Raw genomic sequence first — 25,900 nt, 5'->3', positions numbered from 1 at the left:
CCATATAAATTTAGCCGCCCGCGTCACAACAGGGCTCCCGAAAAGTCGTCAGACTTTTTGGGAAAAGGAGCCGCAGCGGAAGGAATGAGCTTTCGTGTTTACACGGAAGCGAATGATATGCAGCTTGTGGCGACGCGACGGCTATGTACGGAAACGAAAAAAGCCGCTTATCCCATTACAGAATAAACGGCTTTCGTCAAATGGTCGTTATGTAGTTTTCACTCGTTTGGTGGGCGCATCCATCAGCTTCAAAATTAGTTCGTCCACGCAGTCTGTATATCCGCCTTGCCGGATCAGAGAATTTTTCAACCGAATCAGGCTTTGCAAAATAACGCTGCTCTCGGTGTCGTTCAAATACAGGTATCTTTTCTTCCTCATGTTCTCCGCCTCCTTATATCTCCATTATATATGGAAGAAAGGCAAAGAACAAACGTACAAACCTGATTTACGCGATACCTTTATGTATCTGACGTTCAACATCTACCCCGTGTTTTTTCAGACCGGCAATAATACGCGGATATTCCTGCCGACGCGGTACTCTGACGCCACGTTCCCAGCCGGAATAGGCAGTTTGAGATATACCTATATCCCGTGCGATTGCTGCCTGCGGCAGTTTTAGCTCCTTGCGGACTTCTCTCAGGAATGCCCCGCACGGATAATTCACAAAAGCAGTGTAGGTGTCCAGCAGCCGCTGCAAGTCAATATTCAATTCATCGGCCAGGGCAACAGCGGTTTTGTGTTTTATGGGGTGCTTATCGTTTTCGTACAGTACCAGTGTTGCGGGGACAATCCCCACCTTTTCAGCTACCTCTCGTGTCGTTTTCCCTTGGAGCGTTCTATGGTATCTCAAATACTCACCAGGGGTCTGGCATTTTTCATCATTACGGTAATCAAAGGTCAAGTGGATCATTATTTTGCCCTTGGAATAGACGTAAACCCCTGTGTGATTGAGATTACTATTGGTAATACCACGTGATACTTGCAACGCCAATTGCTGTGTGATAAGCTCTTGATGTCATCTGGCATGACAAAACCTCCTGTGTTTTATTGATGGTTGCCAAACCCACTATCTTAACACAGGAGGTTTTCTCTGCCATATACTAAAGTTTTTTACTACCCCCAGTTCAACTGGGGGTTTCTTTGTCGCTAAAGCGCCAGCAAAACGTGGACAGGACTTTGCCTTTAGGCATTGTCCTGTCCCAGGATTCGTTTACGGTAGATCGCGCTCGGCGCGCTTCTCCCTGTACTTTTTCTGTCCGTTCGCGTTCAGAAGCTGCTGTTTTTCTTTCAGTCTGTCAAGCAGGGATTCCTTGCCTCTGACCAACTTTTCTTTTTTCTCCGGCTCCATATTGTTGCGCCTGTCGTCGATCATATCGTAATTCTGCTCGGTGCTGATCTCCATTGAACGCAGATATTCCCCGTTTTCAAGATACTTCATCCAATTTTCTTTTTTGACGCCGAACAAGCCGTCCTTTTCCGCGTGGAGCAAAAGCTGCTTTTCGCTCCCAATCATAGATTCCGTGCCGTCCGGACATGGAATCACTTCTCGAATCCACACTGATCAGAAGGATATTGAAGGCGTCCATCCTATACAGATCGAATTTTGTCTCCATTTGCTCCAGATTTTTCTGCAGCTCGTCCTCCAGATTTTTAATATCATCCTCCGAAGCCGGCGGTACGGACGGTACGATTTCGTCTTCGTCCTGCAGATTTTCAATGAGTTCGTATTGAAAATCCGGATCTGGGATATCCAGTCTCCCCAGCAGGATGAAATAGTGGTGGAACACGCCGTAGTCTGTTCCGGATAGGGCATCAAACACAAGAACGACGCTGACGAGGACGATGATCCACTTTTTTCTTTCTCTTGCCCGTTTCTATCATCAAAGATTTTGTTCCTGTGGTTTCCTTATTTACAATCTTCTCTTTTTCTTCCATGAGATGTAGTTCCATGCATTGTTTTATTGCATTTCATTTTCAAATTGTAACTTGTAACTTTTTCTACACGTCAGAAGGATCACAAAACACGACGCTTGTTCCGATCTCTTTTGCACCATACCAAGCTTTTATGCGATTCGCATAATGCGTGTCGTTCGAACAAAGGTCATTTGTTTTTCTGCGTCACGATCGCCTTAAACATTTCGATATCATCCGCAGTCGTTATCTTAAAACATTTCGATGGACCTCTTATTGCACCGACCTTTTTATTATAATGCAAAAACAGGACAGCCGCAGCTTGATCGCCCAAAGCATCCCTCTCTGCTTGTTCATACACTTCTAAAAGAGTTGATAGTTTGCTGCATTCAGGCGTTCGACCACAGTATAAGATATTTCTGTCTGTTATATCCTTTATGACTTTACCGTCATAGGAAATGAACATACTGTTATAGCAGGGTTCAACCGTTACTAGACTGCAAATTGATGCAGCAGTTCAATAGATTCCTCAAAAACACTGTGCGGAATCATTCGTCGATGTCTGAAACCCATTCGACATTCTCCATTGTATAAGCGATAATCGGTTTCTCGTATACAGTCAGAAACTGCTTGGGTGTTCCGTCTCTATTGCGGAAAAACCAGGCTTACGACGCCAATGCCTTTCGCGTTTTTCCGGTGGGCAGGATTTGCATATCGTCAAACAAGAAAGAACCGTTCGATGCCGGCAGCACGGGATGCAATTTCGTCCCTATCTGAATCCCCATATGAAACGGATTGTTTCGGGTCGATATTATATTCTGATATTGCTTTCAGAAACATCCCTGGCTTTGGCTTCCGGCATTCGCACTCGCCTGTTATCTCAGGTAAATGCGGGCAGAAATAGAAAGCATCAATATGCGCGCCATACTCTTTTTCCAGCCGTTGGTTCATGACCTCGTGGAAAAGCTGCATCTGTTGATCCGTAAAGAACCCTCTTGCAATTCCGGATTGGTTGGTAATCACAATTACCAGATATCCCGCTTTGTTATATTCCCGTATTATTTCCGGCATTCCTGCAATAAAGTGTATGTCTTTGGGATCATGCGCATATCCGATGTCCTCGCAGATCGTACCGTCTCGGTCAAAAAAAGCGGCTTTACGTTTTTCGCTCACGATAACATATCCTCCACCAAACCGCAGAGAATATGGTAAACGCATTCGTGCGCTTCCTGAATATGTGCGGTTACATCGCACGGAACAACAAGAGCAAGATCTGCCATAGTCTTCAGTTTCCCGCCGTCGCGTCCGCTGAATAAAACCGTTTTTCCGCCAATCTCATGCATCTTTTTAAAGGCGCGGATGATATTGTCGGAGTTTCCGCTGGTAGAAATACCAATCAGAATATCCTTGTCTGTCGCTAATCCCTCAACCTGCCTGGAAAAGACAGAACCATAACCGTAATCGTTTGCAATCGCCGTCATGGTAGCCACATCCGCATTCAGTGCAATGGCTGAATACGCTTTTCTCTCCTTCTGGAATCTCCCTACAATCTCTCCGGAAATATGCAGAGCGTCGCTGGCAGAACCACCGTTTCCGCAGATCAGTATCTTTCCTCCCTCTCGTAATGCTCCGACCATGCTCTCTGCGATGTTGGAAATCGTTTGCAAAGCGACAGGATCGCGCACCAGTGCTTCCTTCGCCGCAATGGAGTCCTTCAGTTCTTTTTTGATCTTATCCTGTACCTGCATCCTTGTTTCATGCTCCTTTATTATTGCATTTCTCGTAAATGAGATATGGTGTTTGTGGTGGAATAGCCTTCTATGACAGGAAACAGCCGCAGCTCATGGGCAAATAAAGCCTCCGGCACGTCCTCAGCTTGATAGTCGCCGCCTTTGACATGGATATCCGGGCGCAGCATGGACATCAGTGCCATAGGCGCTTCGGATGCGCTCGCCAGCGCTTTCGGCGACAGACGTTCACGTTCCTGCTCAGAAAGGACATAAGGCGTGACGTCTGCGTCAAAAATTACAACGGCGTCCACCATCCGCAGCTTGGACAAAAGCTGCGCTCTTGCCATTTCCGGATTGATCGGCCGGTCTTTTCCTTTAAGCCGCCTGACGGAACTATCTGAGTTGATGGCTACAATCAACCTATCGCCCATAGTCCGCGCCGCTTCCAAAAGTTTAATATGCCCGATGTGAAGGATATCAAAGCATCCGTTTGCCGTAACGATTCGATTGCCCGCGCCGCGCCACTTTTGCACAACGTTCATCAATTCGTCGTAATCCTGCAAGGCAAACACATTCCGCTTGCCTTCACACAGCGCCTGATAATGCTCGATCTCCTGTCGACTGACCAAAGCGGTGCCATGTTTCCCCACCGCTATTCCCGCTGCCATATTCGAGATCTGCACGGCGCGTAACACATTCTCGCGGTTTTCGGAAAGGACCGCAGCCAGAGCCGCTACCACCGTATCTCCGGCGCCGGAAACGTCGCAGACCTCCTGCGCAAGGGTCGGAAAATGGACAACCTTGTCATGGCCGAGCAGGCTCATCCCGCATTCCGAGCGCGTGATCAAAAGGTATCCGATGCCAAGTTCATTGGGAAGATTGTGAAATTCTCGTTCAATGCTGTCATCTTCATTCGCAACTGTCGTCCCGTAGTACTGATTGATCTCATTCATATTCGGCGTGATCACCGTCGCTCCCCGATACTTTTCCCAATCGTTGCCTTTGGGGTCGACAATCACTGTTCTTTCCTTCTGCCGGCACGCCTGTATGACTGCCCTACAAAGCGACGCCGTGCATAGTCCTTTTCCGTAGTCACTGATCACGACGACATCCTGTTCGTCCAGAACGCCGACGATTTGTTCTAAGATACGTTTTTCCGTTTCCGACGTAAGCGTATAACGGTCGTGAAGATCAATACGCAGAAGCTGCTGTCCTTTCCCGATAATGCGGATTTTCTGAATTGTATGCTGCGCCGCGTCCCGGCAGAGCAGAGAGATATCGATTTCTAACGTACGCAGCTTGTCAGATATGATTTCAGATTCCGCGTCATGCCCCAATAAAAATACGGCAGAAACATTCGCTCCCATCACGGCGGCGTTACAGGCAACATTTGCCGCCCCGCCCATTCGATATTCTTTCTTCTGAGGGCATACAACCGGAATCGGAGCTTCCGGGGATATGCGGGTCACTTCTCCATGGACATATGTATCGAGCATTGCGTCTCCGATCACAAGGACTCTTTTATTCAACATCTTCTCTACCTGCGACTCCTTTAAAAATATTTTTTATTACCTGTTGACATTCTTCAAAGCCATACCGAACAGTGTCCGCAACGGACAACTCCATTTCCCGATGCGCTTTCCTTGGCCAATACCATACGTTGAACATGCACTGACTGACAATTTGCGCCAATATCAGCCCCCAAACACCCCAACCGAGAAAAAGCAGCATCGCTGCCAATGCAACGCCGAGCCCTGAAGAGATGAGAAACGCTTTGGCATACGGGATACGATTCGTGCATGAAAAATACGATGTATAGCAATTCCTGAATTTGAGCAAAAACTGATACAGCCCCACACCGAGCATAACCGCAACGTTCGGCGTCGTCGCAGGCTTTATGAGCCGAAGCAATGGCAGTCCGACGGTAACAATCGCCAAAAGCCCGACGATATACAGCAAAACATACGATACGACTATAAGCGACATCGTTCTGCGCGTAAGAGCCTTGTCGTTTGAGACGTATGCCGACTGAAGAACCGGTTGATTAGCACTGTAAAGAGCACCCGAAACATTCGAAAGGACAGTCGCCAGCTGCACCGCAAGAGAATATATGCCGGTTTCGGCAAGCGTCATATAAAGCGGGCTTATTATCGTACAAGCCTGATTTGCAAGATAGTTCGCCAAAGTTACGAGGCCTTCCTTGCCTGCATTGTGCCACACGACTCGAAAAGTCTCGACCAACTCTCTGCGTTCGGGCTTGTCCGCGACCGCATCGAGAGAACTACCTATGCCGCGAAATCTGAGGAACGCGCGTTTGCTCAATATACGATAAATAAAACCGTAAGCGAGATATGCGATACCTGTTCCGACAATACCGAATCCGCATGCCAAAAGAGCGATCGTAAGTACGATTTGTGCCAACCGGGAGATGACAGTTACCCGATTGGCGTCCGAAACAGCACCCACGCCTCGCAAAAACGAATTAAAATAACCGTAATACAGGTTCAGAAAGACGGCGAACGCATAAAAAGCCCATGCCGTCATCGGTTCCCAACCCGCTATATCTCGGCATACATAGCCGATGTATATGCTGCCGGGCAGCGCCATACAAAGCAGCGCTATGCCGGAAAGCAACAAAAAGACATATCGACATGCGGTCAAAACACGTTTCATAAGCGGGAAATTCGGCTCGCTGTTTTCAGAGAAAACGACGCCTGTCTTTTTAAGCTCCGAAGCGCCGCACCAACAATAGTTTATGTTTCTTGCAAATGTAGTGCTGAACCCAAAATCGAACAGAGCGGTTATCGCGGCTATGCTTTGGAATACGCCCCAAAGACCGTACATATCCTCGCTGAGATAATGCAGTACGAACGGCAACATAACAGCTCCGGAACCTACCGACACGAACACGCCGATATAGCTCCAGATATAATCCTTGGAATTTAACCTAACAGACACAGACGCAATCCTCCGATTCATTATTGTGCATTTTCATCTTGTTCAGCCTGCGGCGGGCGGGGGAAACGCTTTGTTGAGCTGGGAATCCAAGTCTTTTGTCATTGCACATAAAATGAACAGCATCCATACGCCGGTTCCGGAATTTCTTGTAAAAATTTCCACTGTGGACATTACTAAAAGTACAAAAATGGACATACCGAGAATCTGAGTACTCCGAAGATGTTTATAACGCATCATCCTGTAAACAACAATGACTACGAAAACTAAATAGATAGCAAAAAGGAAAAAGCCCCCATCCAATATAATCTGCAAAATATGGTTATGAGCATGTGACACCCCGAGGCGTCCTCTGCCAAGCATCCGAATATTTTCTGATGATGTCAGTACGCCATATCCAAAAACCGGAAATTTTTTTATGGCTTCTATTGCATTTGGCCAGATGATATTGTTGCGCCCCGTAAATGTCATATTTTTGCCTAAGCGTATCAGTATCAGTCTTATAAATTGCACATTCAGCATGATCTGAGCAAAAAACAGTATTACGACATTAAGCATAAAGCTGATAAGAAAATAGGTAGCGCCATTAAGCAACGCTGTTCGCTTTTCCACACGCATTACAATACAAATTGCTTCTAACGATAGACCGATCAAAAGCATAGCATTTCTGCTCAGCGCTGCTTCGGCAATGCACAAGCCAAAGAAAATATAGAAATTAGTAATTTTTAATTTTTTGCGGCTGTACACAGCATCGATCCAGGAAAATGTAATCGCAGGTAAAACATAGTATTGTAACGAGCTTTTGTATCCCAGCAGCCAGTTATAGTGTTCATATGCATTGCTTGCATATATGCCGTTTGGATACAACATCACCAAAACAAAATTGATGATGATCAGGATCTTCAGATATATAGTTACGACTCTAATCAATCTGGATAGGTTCGGCTGATAAATCGCCACCAAAAAAGCAGCGCATATGATACAAAGATACCTGGAAAACCAGCCCTCTAAGGAATGAAGCTTAATTATTGAAATCATAGCGCTTGCCACAACATAAAAGAGAATACATACGATCGGCATATCGATTCTTCTCCTTTTGATTGTGACGAACAAAAAAACTATACTGATGATGCCTGCAGCAAAGGTTCTAATGTAAAAGCCCCATATTAAGTTGCCAAGAAAAGGGAAGATTGCTTTTATTCCCTCCGGCTCCATAATCGGCACAAATAAAAGAAACAGCACAGTCATATGGAGCGTATCAGCATCAATCCTGGCACGGATCATTACTTTTCGTTGTGCGCTCATAAGCATCCTCTTTTCTCCTATTGTATCACTCCTGCTTCCCGTGCGTGATTAATCGCCGCCATCACGTCGTCAGGTGTAATTTTGGACAGGCAAAGGCAGGGCCGACCTGATTTACATAGCATATAGCACTCCTGATTGTTGATCCCATATCCACCTCGACAGGCAGTGCAGTTTCTGCAAAATAATTGATCGATGTCTGTATCTTTTCTGTAAATACAAATCGGATCTGCCGTATTATCGGCAGGCTCTTCAACACGGTAGGGAAATAGCCTATTCCCATCCCATACCCCTGTCAGGCAAAATGCTTGTGTGCCAACCGACGCTGCCACATGGATCGAGCCGCTGTCTATGCCGATATGAAATTCCGCGCCGCGGATCAGTTCGATGAATTCCATAAATCCGGTTTTTCCTATAAGATTTTTTACCTTACTGCACGATGCAAAGGCTGCCCGATACTTTTCATTATCCGATGTCGGAACAGTTCTGCCGGTCAAAACAATATCATACGAATAACTGTTGATCAGCCGCTGAATCAAATCAATAAAATATTCAGCGCACCAACGTCTCGCAGTAGCCATGGAGTCCACGGCAACAGTAATATACTTCTTTCTATCCATGAATTTACACTCGCCCTGTTTGGGCAGGTAAGATATTTTTGTTTTATAATAGGGCACACCCAATTTCATCAACACATCGCGTATGCTTTCTGTATACGGAATATCGGGCGAAACTGTTACATAATCTGTATAAAATTTATATAATACCTTTTGCTTGATGCGCAAGTTAAGAGCAGTAGGCATCGTAATATCAAGAAAGCCCCATTTCTCATTGTCAGAAATGCAAGCGGCAATATAATGAGTAGGCAGATTTCTATTTGGAATAACGATTGATTTTTCAAACTCAAGCTTCTTTACAGAGTCGCTAAGCCGCTTAATTTCCGAGAAACCCTTATCCGGTGTATTGAGACCGGACAGATCAATAAACGAGACCTTCGGTTTTGGTTCACATAACCGGAGCACGTCCCACAGAGATTTTTCACAGAGCAGATAAACATCCTTGCCAATACTAACATAATAATCTGCCAGAGCGTTCAGCGCCTGATGTCCCAATATCGCATCGCCAATGTGCCCGTTGAAAATTACCGCTATTTTATTATTGGAAATATTCTGTTTCGTTCTTGTTTTCGCAATACACCATATGTAGAAAAACGCGAACCCCTTACCCAACTTATTTCTAATCTTCTTCACAATCTTAAGCATACTTCTAATTTTCCTTTGCTGTTGCCTTACATCTTTTAAAGTTCCAGCCCCAAATTAATTTAATTCTTCCTTAGTATAATTCTCAAGTACGTACTGCGCTCTTGATGCTTTCGAATAAGGCTCTGTAAATCTCCAAGTGGGTCGCCGTATCCGAAGAAGGCTTGTACTGCCCCTCAACTGTATCGTCTGTCATCAAATCTACAACAACCATATCCTCCGGCTTCATTCCATCATAATCTACGCCTGAAGGTTTGATCACAGTAAACTCGTTTTCGCAGTCATTTCCACTGAAATTTCCCTATGTATAGATAACCACGCTGCGTCTCACAAGCTCTATATTTTCCTCGCATACCTGTTCCTTTAACTCCTCCAGCATCTCGTCACCTACTTTCTCAAATTTCATAGTTTCTTTTCAGAATCGTTCTCTGCAAATCTAAAAATAGAGGAGCAACCCGATTATCCTGAATAGATTTAAGTCGATCATTTTATTTCATCAAGAGAGTTAACGTTCTTTCAATACCCCTTTTTAAGTCGAAAGCATCGCGCCATCCCAACGATTGGAGTTTCCCCCTGTCCAATATAGCTTTTGTAGCCGTGGAATATCCTGATGCCTCATTAACATTGGGAATGTCGAACACAACCTTTGTTCCCGAAGCTTGTGCGCAAAGCTTCGCAAAATCTTTCAGAGTTATATCGTCTGAGGCAATGTTATAAGCTTCACCGTTTTCGCCTTTCAATAGAACCGTTAGTAACCCCGATACAGCGTCGGCGACATATGTATACGAGTAAAACTGATTTCCTGCGCTTTTTAAGACGACATCCTCGCCTGCTACGGCTTTAAGGATAAACTGAGACGAAGCCTTTGTGTCGCTCATCAGCATCGTAGGGCCATAGACTCTTGAAATTCTCGGGATGACCACGTCAAGACCATACTGCTGTTTGTATGCCTGACACAGTGCTTCACCGCAGCGTTTGCTTTCCGGGTATCCGGCTCTGAGCGTATTGCAGTCAATATATCCAAGATAGCTTTCATTAAACTTCTCGACATCGCCGCGGTTTTCGCCGTAAATTTCGACGGAGGAGGCAAAAAGAAACCGCTCGGTTTTATGCTCAACCGCATATTGAAGCAGATTATTTGTGCCGATGATGTTCGTTGTGATGGTTTCGATCGGGTCGTTCGAATATGCAACGGGATGAGTGTTGCTGGCAAGGTGAAGTATATAGTCTACCCTGCCGAGATCGCACTCTAAAGGTATATTTATGTCATATGGAATGAATTCGAAATATTTGCTGTCATAGCAGTATGCAAACCGAGATTTTGCCTTTTCTGCATTCCTGCCGAGAGCGTAAATTTTGCAGTTGAGGCCGTCAGCGTTTTTCTGCATCAGTACGTCGATGAGACAGGTGCCTATCATGCCGGTTGCACCGGAAATCAATACGGTCTTGTCCGCTAACTTTTCCCAAGGAAAGGAAAGTTTCGCAACCATTCTTATATCTTCCTGATATAGTGAGTTATCCAATAAATTCATTTTCTTACCCTTATTTTAACCAGTCATCTTTCTTTGTATGGAGAAGCGCCTTAAAAATCATCATATCATCCACAGTCGTAATCTTAAGGTTTTCCTCAGAACCCTTGGAAAAATAGATTCTTTCCCCCAGTTCATACATCAAAGTACATGTAGCTACGCTTTCCGTGATATTCCTCTTTGCCGCCTCTCCATGCGCCCATAGTAATTTCCTGAGCGTATATGTATGCGGTGTCTGGGTGCGAATCAGCTTCTCACGTGGAATGTGTGACATGGAAGAAATACCGTCTTCGCTGCGAAAAACAGCTTCTACGCATGGAATTGCCGCAACCGCGCTTCCATACCGATGAAATGTTGCCAAACTATCCGAAATGATTTCATCCGAAACCAAACAACGGTTTCCATCATGAATCATCACCACATCGTCGGCAGAACAGTGTTTCTGAAGTAAAGTCAGCCCATTATGAATAGACTCTTGTCCAGTTTTCCCACCCCCGACGATCCAGCGAAGTTTTGTAATATTAAATTGCTGACCATATGCGCGCAACACCTCTATCCATGCGGGAAGTGTCACAACAAGTATGGCATCAACACTTGGGTGTCGTTGGAACACCTCCATTGTATGGATTATTAAGGGTTTATTATCAATATGTATAAACTGCTTTGGAATATTTTGACCCATGCGCGTAGCATTTCCTGCTGCAGTCAACAAGGCATAAGTACTCATTTTCTTCTCCTTTTGCAAAGACAAGTTATTTAAGTGTCGGCTTGTTCTCAATGTGAATAAACTGCTTTGGAATATCTTGGCGCATCCGCGCACCTGAGCCTCCGGCGATAATCAAGGCGATGTTCATTATGAAACCCTCCTATGTATACGAAATGTCCTGTCCATGCGAATACCGCTGCCTGCGGCGGTTAATAAAGCTATTGCCATATGCAATATTCCCTCCTTTGCTAAATTAGATCTCTTAACTAAGACGAAAAGCAAAGATTTTAATTACTTCTCATCTGCTTTTGTATTATGTAATTCTATATCAACACTCTCAAGATAGTGCCAATCCACCGTATCGTATTTGATGGTATCGTCAGTCGGAATTTTCATATAATCCAAACCGTATAGATTCTGTAAATAATTTTTATAGCCGTTAAAAACCGGCATATCCCTGCCTTCAAACTTTAGATAAACAGGATGTTCCATGTCTTCCCGGCGCAGCGTTTCTCTCTCTCCATAGTGGTCGACCACACTGACTGCCACATATTTTGAGGTGTCAAAGTCATATTTTTTTGAACCCTTCTCTATCATCCTCCCGATTCGGCAGGCCGAACCCAACGGATTGCGGCATAAGCGTTTGAGAACAGGATCAATGATCCGCTTGAGCACCTTGTGCCTCTCATTTTCATTGATTTGATTGCGAATAAGTGAGCCCCGAACCTTACTGAGAACCGTTACTTTCCTGTAAAGCAACTTTTGCTTCCATTTTGTATCCGGCAAACCATCCACAGGAAACACATCAACATGTATACCCATCGTGACCTCTTGTCTGTTCCGATATCGCACCTTTGTTTTCAAGTCCCATATCTTTGCAAAAGAGCGATGCCAGCCCTCGCATCCGTTCAATTCGCCGACCGCATATTTCCCCGGATATGCTCCGGCGAAAGTTTGAACCAACTTTTCGTAGTCTTTTCTCGGAAGCATGATGTCGGCGTCCCCATCCCATGGAATAAACCCTTGGTGGCGAGCCGCGCCCAAGCATGTACCACCGCTTAAGTAATAAGTAATATTGTTTTCATGGCAATAATCATCAATGGCGCAAAGGAGTTCAAAAGTAATCTCATGAATTTTCTCCAGTTTATCCTTCATTTCTTCATAGGTTAAACTCATGCCGCAGCCCTCCTCTGAGAGCAGACAGCACCGTTCACACGGTATGCTGCGCGGTCAAAAAGTTTACTTATTAGGAGGAATGTACTCCCCCCCCCCGGTTTTCATCCCGGAACGTGATGGTCACGCCTTCATAATGGGAATGCGAGACAGCGGATATATCTTTTGGAATTTCCATATAATTTTCTCCATAAAGATTACGAAGATATGTTTTATACCCGTTCATAACCGGAAACTTTCGGTCACGGAACATAAGATATTCTGCACACCGGACGTCTTCCCGTTGGAGCGTTTCTTTTTCATGGTAGTGAGCAGCAACAGTCACTCCAACATATTTTGAGGTGTCAAAGTCATACTTTCGCGCCGTTTTGTCAACAGCACACATCAGACGACACGGATTAAGACGTAGAAATTTAACAACTGGATCGATCACGCGTTTTATGGCAATGAGCTTTTCTTTTTCCGAATACTTTTTTCTCATGGCAGACCATGCCAGTTTGCTTAAGACATATTCCTTGCGATAAAGAAGTAATTGCAGCCATTTCTTTTCTGGCAGACCGTCGATTGGAAAGATATCTACAAACACTCCCATTTCTTCATCATCCATCAAAGTTGCAGTTGTTTTTATACGGGTATCCGAAATACGAAGAAACGGTCGCTTCCATTCAGAGTTATTCTTCAGCGATCCGATTTTATATTTTCCCGGAAATGCCTGTTCAAATAAATCCAATTCTTCTAAGAATCGGTCATACTCCCCGCGTGGCATCATCAGATCCATGTCGTCATCCCATGGTATAAAATCATGATGTCTGGCCGCTCCCAAGCAAGTTCCTCCAGCCAAATAATAAGTGATCTTTTGCGCAAGGCAGAAATCATCTATATCACATAAAGTCATATACATAATGTCCTGTAGAGATTTCAGCATTCCCGAGTCTTGAAAATCTGTAAAAAGCATTTAAATTCCTCCTGATAAATGAATGGTGTCGCATCATGCGGTCAGCCACTGCATTAATTCAACCGTATCGTCTGCAACAAAAACACACCTTTTACTGCTAATCTCGTCTCCCGGTATAAATCCAAAGCCGTATGTGACCGCCACAAAATCTACTTCGGCCTGTTCCGCACCCTGCAAATCGAAGATACTGTCTCCGATTAAAACCACATCTTTCTTGTTACAATCAAGCGCTCGTATGCATTTCTCAATAATATCCTTCTTACTCAGTTTCCCTGCCAAATCAGATCCTTGAGCGAAATCGCAATATTGCAGTATTCCGAACCTTTCCAGAACATTCATGGCATTTTGATGACTCTTATTGGTTGCTACGGCTATCTTCCATCCGGATTTTTGCAAATTTTGCAGCAGTCCCGAAACACCGTCGTACAACTTGGCTTGAAACAGTGAACTTTTATAGTTTTCTCGAAACTCATTTGCAACACGCAGTGCTATTTCTTTGTCCAAGTTAAAGACCTCACCCATGGTCTTTTGCATCGGCGGGCCAACAAAAGATTTGAGAACGACTGCGTCCGGCATAGGGAAGTCGTTGTCGAGAATGGTCTTTCTCACAGCTGCGACCACGCCCTCAGTTGTATCTAAAAGCGTTCCGTCAAGATCGAACAGGACTGCGTTATAATGCTTTTTCATCGGATTTCCCCTTTTTGTTTGTATATTGACTATTCGTTAAGAAGGCAATATGGGCATCACTGTAGTGCATTTCCAAATCATCCAGCATTTGTCTATTTTCCTCGGTAAGTAAAAGAAGATCTTCTCTCTTCATACCGGTTTCCAAATCTTGCAAATAGTAGTTTTGCGAGCGATCCGCTGTAAATCCGTCAAAGCCAGCCAGATACACCTCTTTGCAGTCAAGTTCCAAAACCAGACGCAGGAGCAGGATCATAGAACTGTCGATATTGACCCAACCAAACTTGATCAGCTTTTTGTAATCGAATACAAGCTCATCAGTCTTTTTTGTACTTTGCATGATATTGGATGTCAGCAGAAGACGCGGATTGCTTTCATGCTTTTCAAAACAATATTCAGAGTATCTGTTTCTACTGCTGAAAAAGATGTAATCGAGCTTTATAATAGAAATCTTATTGTTGATGCCGATGACAAGGGGATGCTCCGTTTCAATGAATTCATTAATTTTATCTCTTTCTGTTTTTAATGTCATTCCGGGTGCAAGAAGCAGTATCTTTCGTCCTTCAAACTGTTTTTTTAGAACCATTTTTGCCTCTCTATCCTCGATGGGATAATCAAAATGTTCGACATAGAGTCTTTCCAGAAGAGCGTAGTCATACGCTTTTTTTTGTCTTCCGTCAAGCTTTTCAATAATTGCCCTCAAATCCTTTGACGGGATATTGTGCCTCCTCAAAAGGAAATTGGCGTTATAAACATGTGCCCCGTGTATCCCAGAAAGAAAATAAGGAATACTATATCCCCAACTGCAATGTTCTTGGAGCTTCGGCATCAATCTGTCAACAAGATCCAGCAGTTCGTTCAAATCATAGTTTCGATTGTATTTTTTGTTCAAAAATTCCGTCACAAGTTCGGTGTTCGCATTGCCTGCGCCTCTCCCGCAGCCAAGAACGGACGCGTCGACCATGATCTCCCGTTTTCCTGCATACCGGGAGATAAATTCTTGAATATTGGAGTTTGCCAAAAGCAGATTATTATGTGGGTGAAATCCAAGTGTTATATCCTTGTCAAGGTGGTGATTGATCAGCATACTCAGTCTTATCATATCATCAGCGTACATTGATCCAAATGTGTCAACAATGGCATATGACTCGGGTTTCAATTCGTTTACCTGATCAATAAAATTGATGATTTCAATATCTGTGTAGGCAAGTGTATCAACATGCTGAATAAAAACCTTGTATCCCTTTGCCTTTATCTGTTTTCCGGTCTCAATTGCCTCTTTCTGCTGCCCATACTTAAAGCAAATTCGGATTCCGTCAACGGATGTTCCATCATACTCGGAAAGATTTTCTAAGCTATAGCGCCCATAATCCATCAGCGCCACATAAGTAATGCCAACCTTTTTGTTCGGGATATATTCACGTATCTGCTCCACTGTGCGAAAACAATTGCTGCCTGGAACATGGTCAACGTCCTTTAGAAAACCACATTCAATAACATCTATTCCAACTTTTTCGCATCGATAAACGAATTCTTTCATAAACTTTTCTCCGATGAAAAAATTCTCGACGGGAGCTTCCCTTAATGTGCAATCTAACAGTTTGATCATGTTTATCTACCTCCCGTAAAATTATTTCTTATTTGTGCAGCAGCTCCTTTATTTCATCCAACTCTCCGCTGTCCAGCTTTTCCCGGATAATCTTTCGGACATGGTCAAGATCCATCTGAGTGTCCACGGACAAACTTTCAGAATCATCGACCTCTATACACAGAAGCTTCTTCCCATAATCAGTAAACCGCAACGTAGCGATTCCCTCTATTATCTCAAATCTTCCCGGACCGTTCTGTGCATAAAAATCCAGCATTTTCTTGTTATACCCGATAATACCAATATGCTTATAGTAATCAAACTCAATACTTCTATAAGGAAACGGGATTGGAGTCCTGGAAAAATATGTAGCATAAAAGTCTTGGTCATAAACAACCTTGATATTTGACGAATCCATAACCTCGACAGGGTTTTTCATTTTCGTAATGAGGTTCGTTCCGTATTCCACATCCTGTGGAACAGTTTCGGGAATCGCCGCCTCTACATATTTGGGATTGAGCAGTGGTTCATCGCCATTAATTTGGATATAAAAGTCTGCAAAGATTTTCTCAGAAACCTCCTGTAATCTATCGGCCGCTTCGCGATGTGTATCTTTTGTCATGATGACAGGTATATCAAATGATTTGCATACACCTTCTACTCTTGCATCATCTGTGGCAACATATATTTCATCTAACGCTGTAGATTTAGCAACTTGCTGATAAACCCACCAAACCATAGGTCTGCCACAAATATCCTTGAGTGCTTTGCCAGGCAGTCTGGATGAACCATAACGCGAGGCAATAATCCCAACAACTTTCATATCAATTTTCCTCCAAATTAGTTTTCGCCATCAATTCGTCGAAATCCACACGTTCGAACACTTCCAGCTTACCGCCCCGGGTTGCATTCAGAATTTCTATACCGTTACTTTCCGCATATGTTCGATAGGCAGCAAAACATGAATTCGAAGCATCCACATGTGAATACTGAATATAATCTGGCATTGACATTAAACTATAATCAGCAATATCTTGTGTATGTATCTTTCCATTCTCATCCACATATCGTGAAAAATTGTTATCGAACCCGATTAATACAATTTTCTTAAATCCCATATATATCGCTGCTTCTATCGCCCCGCAGGCTACAGAAAAATTAAGGGAGAAATATCTCGATATATCCGTGCTTATCCTCTTCTTTTTATACGCATACTCCTTGACTCTGTACAAGCCAAAAGAACAGAAAAAAATTGTATTATCATCCCGCTTTACACCCTTAGCCTTCGCCATAATGTTAAGTAGTTTAATTTTCGCTTCGACCTTTTCCAGGTTTTTTGCAACATTGCACATCACGTCATTGTCTAAAACCATATAAAACTCTGGTCTCCAAGCGGTTTTATCGAAAGTTTCGTAGATTCGATTGAATCCAAAACAGTGCTCGCCCTTTATTTTTTCAAGATCCTCAATGGTAAGGCTGGGACCATTCCCCACAATAAAACAACGCTGACCCTCGTATTTTCCTCTTAATTTCTTTAAACGTCTGTGATCCTCTGTAAATTGAAACATACAAAGTCTGGCAAGCCTGATTACATTCATAAATGGCGCCTTTATAATACGTTTTCTCACTTTTTTGTCATAGTAATCTTGCAGTTCGGCGATATCCATGTGTCGATCCTCCAATTTGTAAATTCGTTATTGATACTTTTCATAAACCTACTCCAGCAGCCTACGTAGTCTGTCTTTTAGGTATTGCCTTAATTCCTTAATTTTTCATCTGCCGAGCTATATCCGCATCCACGATTTCTTCACCTGTCTTATCCTTCAACTGTTCTTGGCTTGCAGCGCTCAGACCGTTATTTATTACCGCTCTCAAATCACAGGTGCTGCACTTATCCAACTGTTCCTTCGTAACTTTCCCATCTCTGTACTGGCAACATATTTTGTTCTCATACATACTGTACGGCTTGCTCATGAACAGGCTCTTGACCTTGTGCTTAACAACCCACCAAGCCGGCTTCCAAATGTATTTGTGCATAGCCGGGCTCACTGAGCCGATCATCCAACACTGGCGGTCACAGTGACGAACCTTAGCTCTCACCTTTTCCGCCTCCGGACTGTTCCAAAGCTCGTCCCAAGTCTGCGTGTTCAAGTTACCCATTACTTCCTTATCTTTTGTCCCGTTGCAAGGCATCACGTCGCCATAAGGGTCGATGAAGAAGGTATCAAAGCTCATATCGCAGGGGAGAAGCCTCGGCTGCCCGTAGATATAGTTAATCAACCCGTGATTAAAGTAGGCTCTGAACCACTTCTTCGGGCTGTTACTTTTCAAGAGCTTATTGATGAGGTTTTCAAAGTTCTGAGCCACCATCGGACGGTCGTGAATAATGTTCTTGGCTTCCACAAAATAGAAACTGTTGTGCAGTGAAGCGGTGGCAAATTCCATGCCCATCTCGTCCGAGATGTCATACAGCGGCACCAAGTCAGGGGCGTTCTTGTCCTGCACCGTCATCCCAAATCCGACGTCTTTCATACCCATCTCGCGCAGTGTCTTAAGTGTCTGATATCCGCGCTGATAACCGTTCTCTAAGCCCCGGATCTCGTTGTTGGTCTGCTCCAGACCCTCGATAGAAATGCGGATGCCGATCTGGGGGAACTCTTTTGCCAGATCAACGATACGGTCGGTGAAGTACCCATTAGTAGAAATGACAATGCGGTCGGACTTTTTGTAAAGCTCGCGCACGATGTCTTTCAGGTCAGTGCGTATGAACGGCTCACCTCCGGTAATATTTGTGAAATACATCGGTGGCAGCTTACGGATAGTTTCGATGCTGATCTCTTCATCCGGCTTCGACGGAGCCTTGTATCTGTTGCACATCGTGCACCGTGCGTTGCAGCGGTAGGTAACGATGACCGTACCGTTCAGTTTCTTTTCAGCCATATTGATCTCCTACTGTTAGATTTAACGACACGTTTTATATAATGCTAATGTCTTCTCGACTACATCATCCCAGTTATACTTTTCAAGTATGTACTCAGCCGCAGTTCCCTTATACTCTGCAACCGTCTTACTTTCCTTGATTAAGTCTTGTAGCCTATCTCTTAAGTCATCCACTTCGCCTTTTCTAAATGCGACCGCCTTATCTCCGACTACCTCCGTACACTCGTCAATGTCACTTGTCAGGCAGCAGTTGCCGTAACTCATGGCTTCCAGCAGACTCAGCGGCATACCCTCCAGATCACTCGGCAAAACATAAACATATGCGTTGCTGTAAAGCTCGTGCTTCAGCCGACCCTGGACAAATCCCGTAAACAGGATCCTGTCATCGCCTTTTGCCAGAGCCTTTATCTCGTCCATATAACCATTCGTATCAGAACTGCCGCCGGCAATCACAAGGCACTTATCTGTCTTTATTTCCTTGAACGCTTTAATCAGGTAATGAGCACCCTTTTCAGGAACAACTCTTCCGAGAAACAAGATATAACGATCCTTCTCCAAGCCCCATTTTTCCTTGATCTGATCCGCAGGACGTATCGGCTTGCTATTGACTCCGTTAGGAATGTAAACAGTTTCTCTACCGTATGTGTCTTTGAAATACTGCTGGACATTTCTGCTAAGAACAATGATTTCATCAGCGTATTTCACTGCGTTTTTCTCGCCCTGCATGATGTACCAGCTTGCAAGTCGTCCCCACTTGGCACGCTGGTGGTCGAGGCCATGGACTGTCACGATAATTCGTTTTCTGAATATTTTAGGCAACCAGCACATGAATGCGGGCCCCTCGGCGTGAAAATGCACCACATCATATTTCCCAAACGCAGAACAAACTGCACCTGAGAACGAAGATGTCATCGCTGCCAGGCCTTTTCTGTTGATCGTGAAAATGCTTTTCAGACGCACTCCTTTATATTCTTTCAGTTTTTCGCCATCGTGTTCTTTTCCGCTGACATGGTGTCCGCGCCGGTTGTAGCAAGTAACATTGTAGCCAAGGCGAGCCATCCGAGTGCTCAATTCTTCAACAACAACTTCGATTCCGCCCTCACGTGATGGTATTCTTTTGTGTCCGAGCATCGCAATGTTCATTTTATTGCCCGATATGCTCATCTCAGTAATTCCCACCCTTAAACACTGCCCTAACTGTCTTCCCGATCAGCTTGATATCCGTCCAAACGCCGCGCTCGCGTATGTACTGATAATCGAGCTCCAGCTGATCCTCGTAGCTCATCTGCGTCGTGTCCGTGATCTGCCAATAACACGTCAATCCCGGCTTCACTTGCAATCTGTCGTTTGGCAGTTGGCTCTGTTCCGAGGCGACGAACGCCCGCGGCCCCACCACGCTCATGTGATTGAGCAGCACGTTGATCGCCTGGGGCGTCTCGTCCAGTGATGTCGCGCGCAGGAATCTGCCCACTCGCGTGATGCGGGGATCGTTTTTCATCTTGAAATGGACGTCGCTCACACATTCGTTTTTCAGCTCGGCCTTGTGCTTGTCCGCATCGCGGTACATCGTCCGCAGCTTCACCATATTGAACTCCCTCCCGCGAAGTCCGATCCGCTTCTGGATGTAGAAGGGATTCCCCGGATCGTCGATCACAATGGCGAGGATCATGATCAGGTAAACCGGCAGACCGACGGTTAGGCAAATGATAGAAACAAGAAGATCAAACGCACGCTTCACAAACGCATACCCCAGCTTCCGCCCCACAACGATCTGCTTCTGTACGCTCTCCACCTCATGGACTGCATCAAATGGAATCTCTGCCGACGCCGTGCCCTCCACAGTCTGCTCTCTCACCATGACTTTGCTCACTCCTAAATAATAAGAACTTTGCGTTTTGCCATATATTCTCACAATCGCTATCCAGTACGCCACGCGGGAAGGTGGCAAAACATTGTACCCCCCCCCCGCGTATTTTTGGGATTTATACCGCCAATTTGGTCTTCTCCGCCATGCACTCAGGCATTCCCATCTGTTCTAGATGATCTGCACCTTTACGCATGGTACGAAGTTTTAAAATTGAAATCGTTTTTCCGTTTTTCCCGATCCGCTCCTGTATGCAGGACGGATCGCCCGGGCGCTTCAGCTCGATGGCCGGGATAATCAGGCAGGTGGGGCTGAGCAAAATCACACCGACGATCCGGGAAAAAAGCACGTTCCACACGCGCTCTTCCAGTTTCAAGCTCGCGGTCATCGACTGTGCCTCTCCTGCCTTCTGCCGATTTTCTCGTCCTGCAGCTTGTAGGGGACACACAATTAAACGGAAGTATTATACCATCCATCCACCCCAATTGCAACACTTTTCTATAAATTTCTCGCTGGGAAATCCTGCATTTCGCGTTTATACCCAAGAAAGATACAGCATGCTGGGCTTTTCTGGCTGTATTTTCGGAATTTATGGCGTGTATGCGCGGTGGATTTTTATGAAATACTTGCTCATGGTGCGCAAATCCGCCTTCCTCCTCTTCCCCACGTGACGGATACAGTTTACACTCTTTTCTGCCATTTGTCAACTGTATTGATACTGTTATCGACTCAAATCTTACAGGAATCTTGTAAACTAAATTAGAACTGAGGTGTAAATATGGTCAACTTTGGGAACAAGCTGCGGGCGCTACGGACGGAATCGGGCATGACCCAAACGGAATTGGCCCGGCGGCTGAACGTCACGAAATCGGTGGTGAGCTACTACGAATTGCAGGAGCGCACCCCATCGCCGGACGTGCTCATCAAACTGGCGCAGATTTTCCATACTACCACCGACTACCTGCTGGGCGTGGAGCATGCAAAGGTGCTGGATGTGTCCGATCTCACCGAGGAGGATGTGCGCTTTCTGCTGGTCACCGTCGAGACCCTGCGGAAAAAGAACAAGCAATAAGGCTCCCCCATCCTCGGATGGCGAGAGCCTTTTTTGGGGATTCAGTCGGCGGAGCCCTCCACTGCGGCGTGCCACGCCCGGGCGTTGGCCCCAAAATCCACAGAGATCACAGACATCCCACGGATATTCGCGTACTGCCAGGTGCCGTCCACCGGCACGGTGAGGTTTTCGATCTGATAGTCGCCCAAGGACAACGCCATCAACAACAGGGTGGCGCAGTCGCCCTCGGTCAGGTCGGTGCTCACCCTGGGCAGGAATTCCGTGGCCAGGTTATTGATGGAGCCCAGGCTCATCTTCTTGATCTTCTCCAGCACCTTGGTGATCACGGTCCGCTGCCGGCCGGTTCTGGCAAAATCCGTCCCCACATACCGCACCCGGGCGTAGGCCAGGGCCTGATTGCCATTGACGTGCAGATTCTCCACATCCTGCACCGGGATGATGTCCGTGCCGCTGGGATTCCCCAGCAGCCGGTTGTGGCTGTTGATATAGCTGTTCATGTACCCGATCTCATCCGCCGTGAGGTCCAGATCGATACCGCCCACCGCGTCCACCAGGTCCATCACCAGGTAGAAGTTCACCACCAGGCAGCGGTCCACGGTAATGCCAAAGTTGGCCTTGATGGTCGCGGTCAGGAGCTCCGTGCCGCCGTAGGCATAGGAGTGGTTCAGCCGGGTGTTCTCATAGCCGGGAATGGAGCAGTAAATATCCCGCAGAAAGGAAGTCATGACCACTTTCTTGGTGGTCTTGTTGATGCTCACCAGGATCATGGCGTCCGAACGGCCGGAAAACTCGTTGGCCCGGGAATCCACGCCGATGAGCAGGATATTAAAGGCGTCGGTGGAATACAGGTCGGAGGCCGTCTCCATCTCCTCCAGATTCTTGCGGAGGTCGTCCTCGATCTTGTTGACTTCCTCCTCCGTGGCCGGCGCCACCGACACCTCGTTGTCGTTTTCATCTTCTGCGGCGCTCACTTCTTCGGGCGCCATAGGGACAAAGGCCTGGGAGGAGGTGACTGCTTCGTCCTCCGTCCCGTGATCCATCAGGCTGTAATAGTGGTGGAAGACCATATACCCGCTGGCAGCCGCAATGGCCGCGATCCCCAGCAGCACGCAAAGCACGATGACCACCCTGCGGACAACTTTGTTCCGATGGTGATGGTGGTGGTGGTGATGCTCGTGCGTTTGGGTGGAATGGCTTTCCAAATTGGGTTGCCCCGTCGTTTGATTGTTCTGCTGATTCGGCATAGTGCCGCTCCTTTCCAGTCCGTGGAGACCCTGTCTCCCTTGTAATTTTATTCCGCCGCCCCGCAAAAATCGAGGCGTTTCGACACATCAGGCAAAGAAACAGAGGCGCCCCGGCTACCGAGACGCCTCTCATTCGGCAACGCTTCCAGCGATCCACGGCCGTCCCCAAAGGGATGGCCTCTTTTTGCTCTCCAAAGGTGGCTCCACCTATCGGTTCCCGCTTCCCTCGGATGACGACTTTTTCCCGTAGTTCCCGTAATAGGAGCCATAGTACTTGCCGTAATAGTGCCCATAGTAGCGGTTGGAAGAAAGATCCACACCGTTGAGCACAACGCCCAGAATCTTCGCCCCCGCCTGATTCAGCTGGGTCTGGATCTGCTGGGCCAGCCGGTAGCTGATGGTGCGATCCCTCAATACCAGTACCACGCCGTCACATGTACGGGAAACCACCGCCGCGTCGATCACCGAGCCCACCGGGGGCGTGTCAATAATCACCACGTCGTAGGCTTTCCTGGCCTGGGCGACCAGAGACTGGAACCGCTTGCTCCCCAACAGCTCGCTGGGGTTGGGCGGGAACTGTCCCGCGAACAGGATGTGCAGCCCTCTCACGTTTGTTTCGCACACCGCTTCATCAAACTGGGCCTTTCCGATGAGGAAGTGGGTCAGGCCAAATTCCACGCCGCCGGCGATATTCCGCCGCATCACGGACTTCCGCAGGTCCGCGTCGATGAGCAGTGTGCTTCGCCCGCTCTCCGCAAAAGCGCAGGCCAGCTCAAAGCTGACGGTGCTCTTGCCGTCGTTGGGCAGGGCGCTGGTCACACAGATAGCCCGCATATCGTTCCCGGAAAACTCCACGTTGGAGCGGAGCGTCTTAAATGCCTCCTGTACCTGATAAGGCATACGGTTGGCACGTATATTCACTGTCTGCATAAATATCTCTCCCCGTTAGCCCGCGTGCTGCGTCTTTTTGGCCTTCTTGCGTTTCTTCTTTTTCGAGTCCTTCCCGTCTCCGCTGTTGATCAGAGGGATCAGCGCCAGCGTGGACAGCCCCAGATACTTTTCCACATCCTCAGAGGTCTTGATGGTGTCGTCCACCACATAGCGCACGGTGAGCACGATCAGCACGATCAGGAAGCCCACTGCCGCGGAGAGCACCGCCCACATCTTCAAAGAGGGCGAGGACTGCTCCAGCGGGAAGTTGGCGGTCTCCACCATGTTGACCGCTTCCACATCCGTCACGGAGCGGATGTGTTCCGCCGCCGTCTCCCGGATGCTGTTGGCGATGGTCTGCGCCGCCGCAGGAGAAGGATCTTCCACGGTGATCTTGATGATCCGGGTGTCCGTCACGTTCTGGATGGTGATCCTGTTCAGGAGGGTCTCATAGCTGTCCTCCAGCCCGCATTCCGTAATGACCTGCTCCAGCACGTCCCGGCTGCCGATCAGCTCCTCATAGTCCTTGGTGAGCTGACTGGCCAGCTGCATATCGCTGTAGGTCAGGGAGCCGCTGTTCTGCTGATTCAGGATGATGATTTTTGTAGTCGATTCATATTTTGGGGTGATTAAAAAAATGCAGATGGCCATACCCGCCACCAGCGTGCCCACCGCCGCCAGGACGAAAATATACCAGCGGCGCAAATAGTACATCAGCAGTTCCAGTACATCGATCTCGATTACGTCGTTCGTCTTGTCCACAGATTTCTTTCCTTTCGGTTTCCGACTACCCGCGCGCGGCAAGCCCGAAGGCCCGCACCGCGTTTTCGCGAAGGATCTGGGAAACATAGTTTGAACTGTATTTCTTAAGCAACAATTCCAGACATTTTTCCATTTCCGGCGCCCGGTGTCCGCTGCTGTGGGCGTCTGTGGCCACGTAGCTGACCAGCCCGTCCTTTAAGAGGCTGTGGGTCAGCTTTTTGGCGGAAGCCCCAGTCTTGCCCACTACACTGGCGGCGTTCACCTGCAGCTCTACGCCCATATCCCACAGAAATTCGGCGTTCTCCGCATCGCCCACCATACACTCGTACCGCTCCACATGGGCCAGCACCGGGACAAACCCGGTCCCCAGCACCGAATCCATGGCGTTGCGTATGGTCTGGAACATCGCGGAGGGCGAGAACTCGATGAGCACATGCCGGCTGCGATTGAGGGTCATCACCCGGTTTTCCCGCAGGAAACGGGGCAGCTCCTCAAAAAAATAGACCTCGTTGCCCGGATACAGCTGAATGGGGATATTCTCCCGCTGGGCAACCGCCTGCACCCGCTCCATGGTGTAAAGCACCTTTTCGGGAGGTGCGCTCCTGCCGGAGCTGTTGAAATGAGGCGTTACGACCATCTCCCGAATCCCTTCCGAGGCGGCAATCTCCAACATCTCCACCGTTTCCGTCAGATCCCGAGAGCCGTCGTCCAGGCCCGGGAGAATATGGCAGTGCATATCCACCACGGACAGCGGCCCTTCCCTGTTCCTTCGCCCGAAGGCCACATTCTTCCCCTCGCTTTCAAATGGAGGATCCGTTTTTTGCGGAGGATCCTAGTGTTCCCCAGATTCTGCGCAAAAAGCCGGATGCTCGCAAACAATGACATGATACCATATTCTCCGGGCCTTTGCAAGACTTTTTTCACTTTTTGTTTCCGAATGCCTGTAGTGCTACAATACATATTGGACAGCGAAGGAACAATGTTCACAAAAAAGAGAAGAAGGAACCGGCCAAATCGGATATCATTGAGTTATCACACCGCAACGCACCCAAAGGAGGTCGATCCCTTCATGAGTAACAGTATAACACAAGACATGCGGTATAGGCAATCCCTAATGCAGTATGCAAAAAAATTTGGCGTCAGCAAGGCCAGCCGGAAGTACAACCGTGCCCCCTCCTACATCTACTTCTGGCTCAAACGCTGGGACGGCACGGTCGATTCTCTCGCCTGCCAGTCCAGACGTCCGCATCACCATCCCAACGAGCATACGCCCGAGGACATCGCACTCATCAAGCG

The 25,900-nt window shown here is 46.9% G+C and carries 30 protein-coding genes and 3 pseudogenes; 3 read left to right on the top strand and 30 right to left on the bottom strand.

The window, feature by feature from the left end:
* Positions 1-186, top strand: a 186-nt coding sequence (locus Q0Z69_RS13495; protein WP_298034609.1) for a hypothetical protein, incomplete at its 5' end; no start/stop codon positions are given.
* Between the two features lie 21 nt (positions 187-207).
* Here the strand turns inward: Q0Z69_RS13495 and Q0Z69_RS13490 are convergent.
* The 26 genes and pseudogenes from Q0Z69_RS13490 to Q0Z69_RS13370 form a co-directional block, all read right to left on the bottom strand.
* Positions 208-378 carry a hypothetical protein gene (locus tag Q0Z69_RS13490; RefSeq protein WP_298034607.1) on the bottom strand — a complete coding sequence of 57 codons (171 nt, stop codon included), beginning with the start codon at positions 376-378 and terminating at the stop codon, positions 208-210.
* Positions 379-445: 67 nt separating this feature from the next.
* A complete protein-coding gene (locus tag Q0Z69_RS13485) occupies positions 446-910 on the bottom strand; it encodes a helix-turn-helix domain-containing protein (RefSeq protein WP_298034605.1) in 465 nt (154 codons plus the stop codon).
* Positions 911-1,210: 300 nt separating this feature from the next.
* Positions 1,211-1,438 (bottom strand): DUF4316 domain-containing protein, encoded by a 228-nt coding sequence (locus tag Q0Z69_RS13480; RefSeq protein WP_298034611.1) that lies wholly within the window; start codon positions 1,436-1,438, stop codon positions 1,211-1,213.
* Positions 1,425-1,820, bottom strand: coding sequence for a hypothetical protein (locus tag Q0Z69_RS13475; RefSeq protein WP_298034602.1), 396 nt, complete (start codon positions 1,818-1,820; stop codon positions 1,425-1,427). The genes Q0Z69_RS13480 and Q0Z69_RS13475 overlap by 14 nt, the downstream gene beginning before the upstream one ends.
* Positions 1,813-1,935 (bottom strand): hypothetical protein, encoded by a 123-nt coding sequence (locus tag Q0Z69_RS13470; RefSeq protein ID WP_298034599.1) that lies wholly within the window; start codon positions 1,933-1,935, stop codon positions 1,813-1,815. The genes Q0Z69_RS13475 and Q0Z69_RS13470 overlap by 8 nt, the downstream gene beginning before the upstream one ends.
* 166 nt (positions 1,936-2,101) lie before the next feature.
* Positions 2,102-2,416, bottom strand: coding sequence for a 2-C-methyl-D-erythritol 4-phosphate cytidylyltransferase (locus tag Q0Z69_RS16920; RefSeq protein ID WP_367272317.1), 315 nt, complete (start codon positions 2,414-2,416; stop codon positions 2,102-2,104).
* Positions 2,417-2,628: 212 nt separating this feature from the next.
* The gene (locus Q0Z69_RS13465; RefSeq protein ID WP_298034596.1) at positions 2,629-3,084 is read right to left on the bottom strand and encodes an HAD family hydrolase; all 456 of its coding nucleotides are present in this window, start codon (positions 3,082-3,084) and stop codon (positions 2,629-2,631) included.
* On the bottom strand, positions 3,081-3,659 hold the full coding sequence (locus Q0Z69_RS13460) for an SIS domain-containing protein (protein WP_298034593.1): 579 nt from the start codon (positions 3,657-3,659) through the stop codon (positions 3,081-3,083). The genes Q0Z69_RS13465 and Q0Z69_RS13460 overlap by 4 nt, the downstream gene beginning before the upstream one ends.
* A gap of 20 nt (positions 3,660-3,679) precedes the next feature.
* Positions 3,680-5,173, bottom strand: coding sequence for a D-glycero-beta-D-manno-heptose-7-phosphate kinase (gene rfaE1 / locus Q0Z69_RS13455; RefSeq protein WP_298034591.1), 1,494 nt, complete (start codon positions 5,171-5,173; stop codon positions 3,680-3,682).
* Complete coding sequence (gene wzx / locus Q0Z69_RS13450) at positions 5,163-6,599, bottom strand: O-unit flippase-like protein (protein ID WP_298034588.1); 1,437 nt, start codon at positions 6,597-6,599, stop codon at positions 5,163-5,165. The genes rfaE1 and wzx overlap by 11 nt, the downstream gene beginning before the upstream one ends.
* Positions 6,600-6,641: 42 nt before the next feature.
* Positions 6,642-7,901: an O-antigen ligase gene (locus Q0Z69_RS13445; protein ID WP_298034586.1), complete on the bottom strand. Its 1,260-nt coding sequence runs from the start codon at positions 7,899-7,901 to the stop codon at positions 6,642-6,644.
* Between the two features lie 17 nt (positions 7,902-7,918).
* Positions 7,919-9,160: a glycosyltransferase family 9 protein gene (locus tag Q0Z69_RS13440; protein WP_298034583.1), complete on the bottom strand. Its 1,242-nt coding sequence runs from the start codon at positions 9,158-9,160 to the stop codon at positions 7,919-7,921.
* 82 nt (positions 9,161-9,242) lie between these two features.
* Positions 9,243-9,446 (bottom strand): annotated as a pseudogene (locus tag Q0Z69_RS16915) (class II aldolase/adducin family protein); the annotation flags it as partial.
* 199 nt (positions 9,447-9,645) lie between these two features.
* A complete protein-coding gene (locus Q0Z69_RS13430; protein ID WP_298034579.1) occupies positions 9,646-10,647 on the bottom strand; it encodes an NAD-dependent epimerase/dehydratase family protein in 1,002 nt (333 codons plus the stop codon).
* Between the two features lie 52 nt (positions 10,648-10,699).
* Positions 10,700-11,413 (bottom strand): 2-C-methyl-D-erythritol 4-phosphate cytidylyltransferase, encoded by a 714-nt coding sequence (locus Q0Z69_RS13425; protein ID WP_298034577.1) that lies wholly within the window; start codon positions 11,411-11,413, stop codon positions 10,700-10,702.
* Positions 11,414-11,444: 31 nt separating this feature from the next.
* Positions 11,445-11,540 (bottom strand): annotated as a pseudogene (locus Q0Z69_RS13420) (2-C-methyl-D-erythritol 4-phosphate cytidylyltransferase); the annotation flags it as partial.
* A gap of 143 nt (positions 11,541-11,683) precedes the next feature.
* Positions 11,684-12,568 carry a phosphorylcholine transferase LicD gene (locus tag Q0Z69_RS13415; protein ID WP_298034574.1) on the bottom strand — a complete coding sequence of 295 codons (885 nt, stop codon included), beginning with the start codon at positions 12,566-12,568 and terminating at the stop codon, positions 11,684-11,686.
* 70 nt (positions 12,569-12,638) lie between these two features.
* Complete coding sequence (locus Q0Z69_RS13410; RefSeq protein ID WP_298034571.1) at positions 12,639-13,520, bottom strand: phosphorylcholine transferase LicD; 882 nt, start codon at positions 13,518-13,520, stop codon at positions 12,639-12,641.
* Between the two features lie 33 nt (positions 13,521-13,553).
* Complete coding sequence (locus Q0Z69_RS13405; RefSeq protein ID WP_298034567.1) at positions 13,554-14,207, bottom strand: HAD family hydrolase; 654 nt, start codon at positions 14,205-14,207, stop codon at positions 13,554-13,556.
* On the bottom strand, positions 14,191-15,813 hold the full coding sequence (locus Q0Z69_RS13400) for a hypothetical protein (protein ID WP_298034564.1): 1,623 nt from the start codon (positions 15,811-15,813) through the stop codon (positions 14,191-14,193). The genes Q0Z69_RS13405 and Q0Z69_RS13400 overlap by 17 nt, the downstream gene beginning before the upstream one ends.
* Before the next feature lie 28 nt (positions 15,814-15,841).
* Positions 15,842-16,615 carry a 3-deoxy-manno-octulosonate cytidylyltransferase gene (locus Q0Z69_RS13395; RefSeq protein WP_298034562.1) on the bottom strand — a complete coding sequence of 258 codons (774 nt, stop codon included), beginning with the start codon at positions 16,613-16,615 and terminating at the stop codon, positions 15,842-15,844.
* A 1-nt stretch (position 16,616) separates the two neighbouring features.
* Positions 16,617-17,459 carry a 6-hydroxymethylpterin diphosphokinase MptE-like protein gene (locus Q0Z69_RS13390; protein WP_298034560.1) on the bottom strand — a complete coding sequence of 281 codons (843 nt, stop codon included), beginning with the start codon at positions 17,457-17,459 and terminating at the stop codon, positions 16,617-16,619.
* 97 nt (positions 17,460-17,556) lie between these two features.
* Complete coding sequence (locus tag Q0Z69_RS13385; protein WP_298034558.1) at positions 17,557-18,732, bottom strand: radical SAM protein; 1,176 nt, start codon at positions 18,730-18,732, stop codon at positions 17,557-17,559.
* 21 nt (positions 18,733-18,753) lie between these two features.
* The gene (locus tag Q0Z69_RS13380; protein WP_298034555.1) at positions 18,754-19,896 is read right to left on the bottom strand and encodes a glycosyltransferase family 4 protein; all 1,143 of its coding nucleotides are present in this window, start codon (positions 19,894-19,896) and stop codon (positions 18,754-18,756) included.
* Between the two features lies 1 nt (position 19,897).
* Entirely contained in the window at positions 19,898-20,590 is a 693-nt protein-coding gene (locus Q0Z69_RS13375; protein ID WP_298034553.1) for a sugar transferase, read from the bottom strand.
* A gap of 124 nt (positions 20,591-20,714) precedes the next feature.
* The gene (locus Q0Z69_RS13370; RefSeq protein ID WP_298034550.1) at positions 20,715-20,984 is read right to left on the bottom strand and encodes a sugar transferase; all 270 of its coding nucleotides are present in this window, start codon (positions 20,982-20,984) and stop codon (positions 20,715-20,717) included.
* Positions 20,985-21,374: 390 nt separating this feature from the next.
* On the opposite strand from Q0Z69_RS13370, the gene Q0Z69_RS13365 reads away from it, so the two are divergent.
* A complete protein-coding gene (locus tag Q0Z69_RS13365) occupies positions 21,375-21,668 on the top strand; it encodes a helix-turn-helix domain-containing protein (protein ID WP_298034547.1) in 294 nt (97 codons plus the stop codon).
* Between the two features lie 41 nt (positions 21,669-21,709).
* Here the strand turns inward: Q0Z69_RS13365 and Q0Z69_RS13360 are convergent, their stop codons facing one another.
* The 4 genes from Q0Z69_RS13360 to Q0Z69_RS13345 form a co-directional block, all read right to left on the bottom strand.
* Positions 21,710-22,912, bottom strand: coding sequence for an LCP family protein (locus Q0Z69_RS13360; RefSeq protein ID WP_298034543.1), 1,203 nt, complete (start codon positions 22,910-22,912; stop codon positions 21,710-21,712).
* Between the two features lie 207 nt (positions 22,913-23,119).
* Positions 23,120-23,842: a CpsD/CapB family tyrosine-protein kinase gene (locus Q0Z69_RS13355; RefSeq protein WP_298034541.1), complete on the bottom strand. Its 723-nt coding sequence runs from the start codon at positions 23,840-23,842 to the stop codon at positions 23,120-23,122.
* A gap of 15 nt (positions 23,843-23,857) precedes the next feature.
* Entirely contained in the window at positions 23,858-24,604 is a 747-nt protein-coding gene (locus tag Q0Z69_RS13350) for a YveK family protein (RefSeq protein ID WP_298034538.1), read from the bottom strand.
* A 25-nt stretch (positions 24,605-24,629) separates the two neighbouring features.
* Complete coding sequence (locus Q0Z69_RS13345; protein WP_298034536.1) at positions 24,630-25,388, bottom strand: CpsB/CapC family capsule biosynthesis tyrosine phosphatase; 759 nt, start codon at positions 25,386-25,388, stop codon at positions 24,630-24,632.
* A 285-nt stretch (positions 25,389-25,673) separates the two neighbouring features.
* On the opposite strand from Q0Z69_RS13345, the pseudogene Q0Z69_RS13340 reads away from it, so the two are divergent.
* Positions 25,674-25,900: pseudogene (locus Q0Z69_RS13340) on the top strand (IS481 family transposase); the annotation flags it as partial.

It is taken from the genome of uncultured Dysosmobacter sp. (assembly GCF_947631165.1).
Lineage (GTDB): Bacteria > Bacillota > Clostridia > Oscillospirales > Oscillospiraceae > Oscillibacter.
The sequence above is the reverse complement of the archived record's forward strand: the minus strand, read 5'-3'. Positions and strand labels throughout refer to the sequence as shown.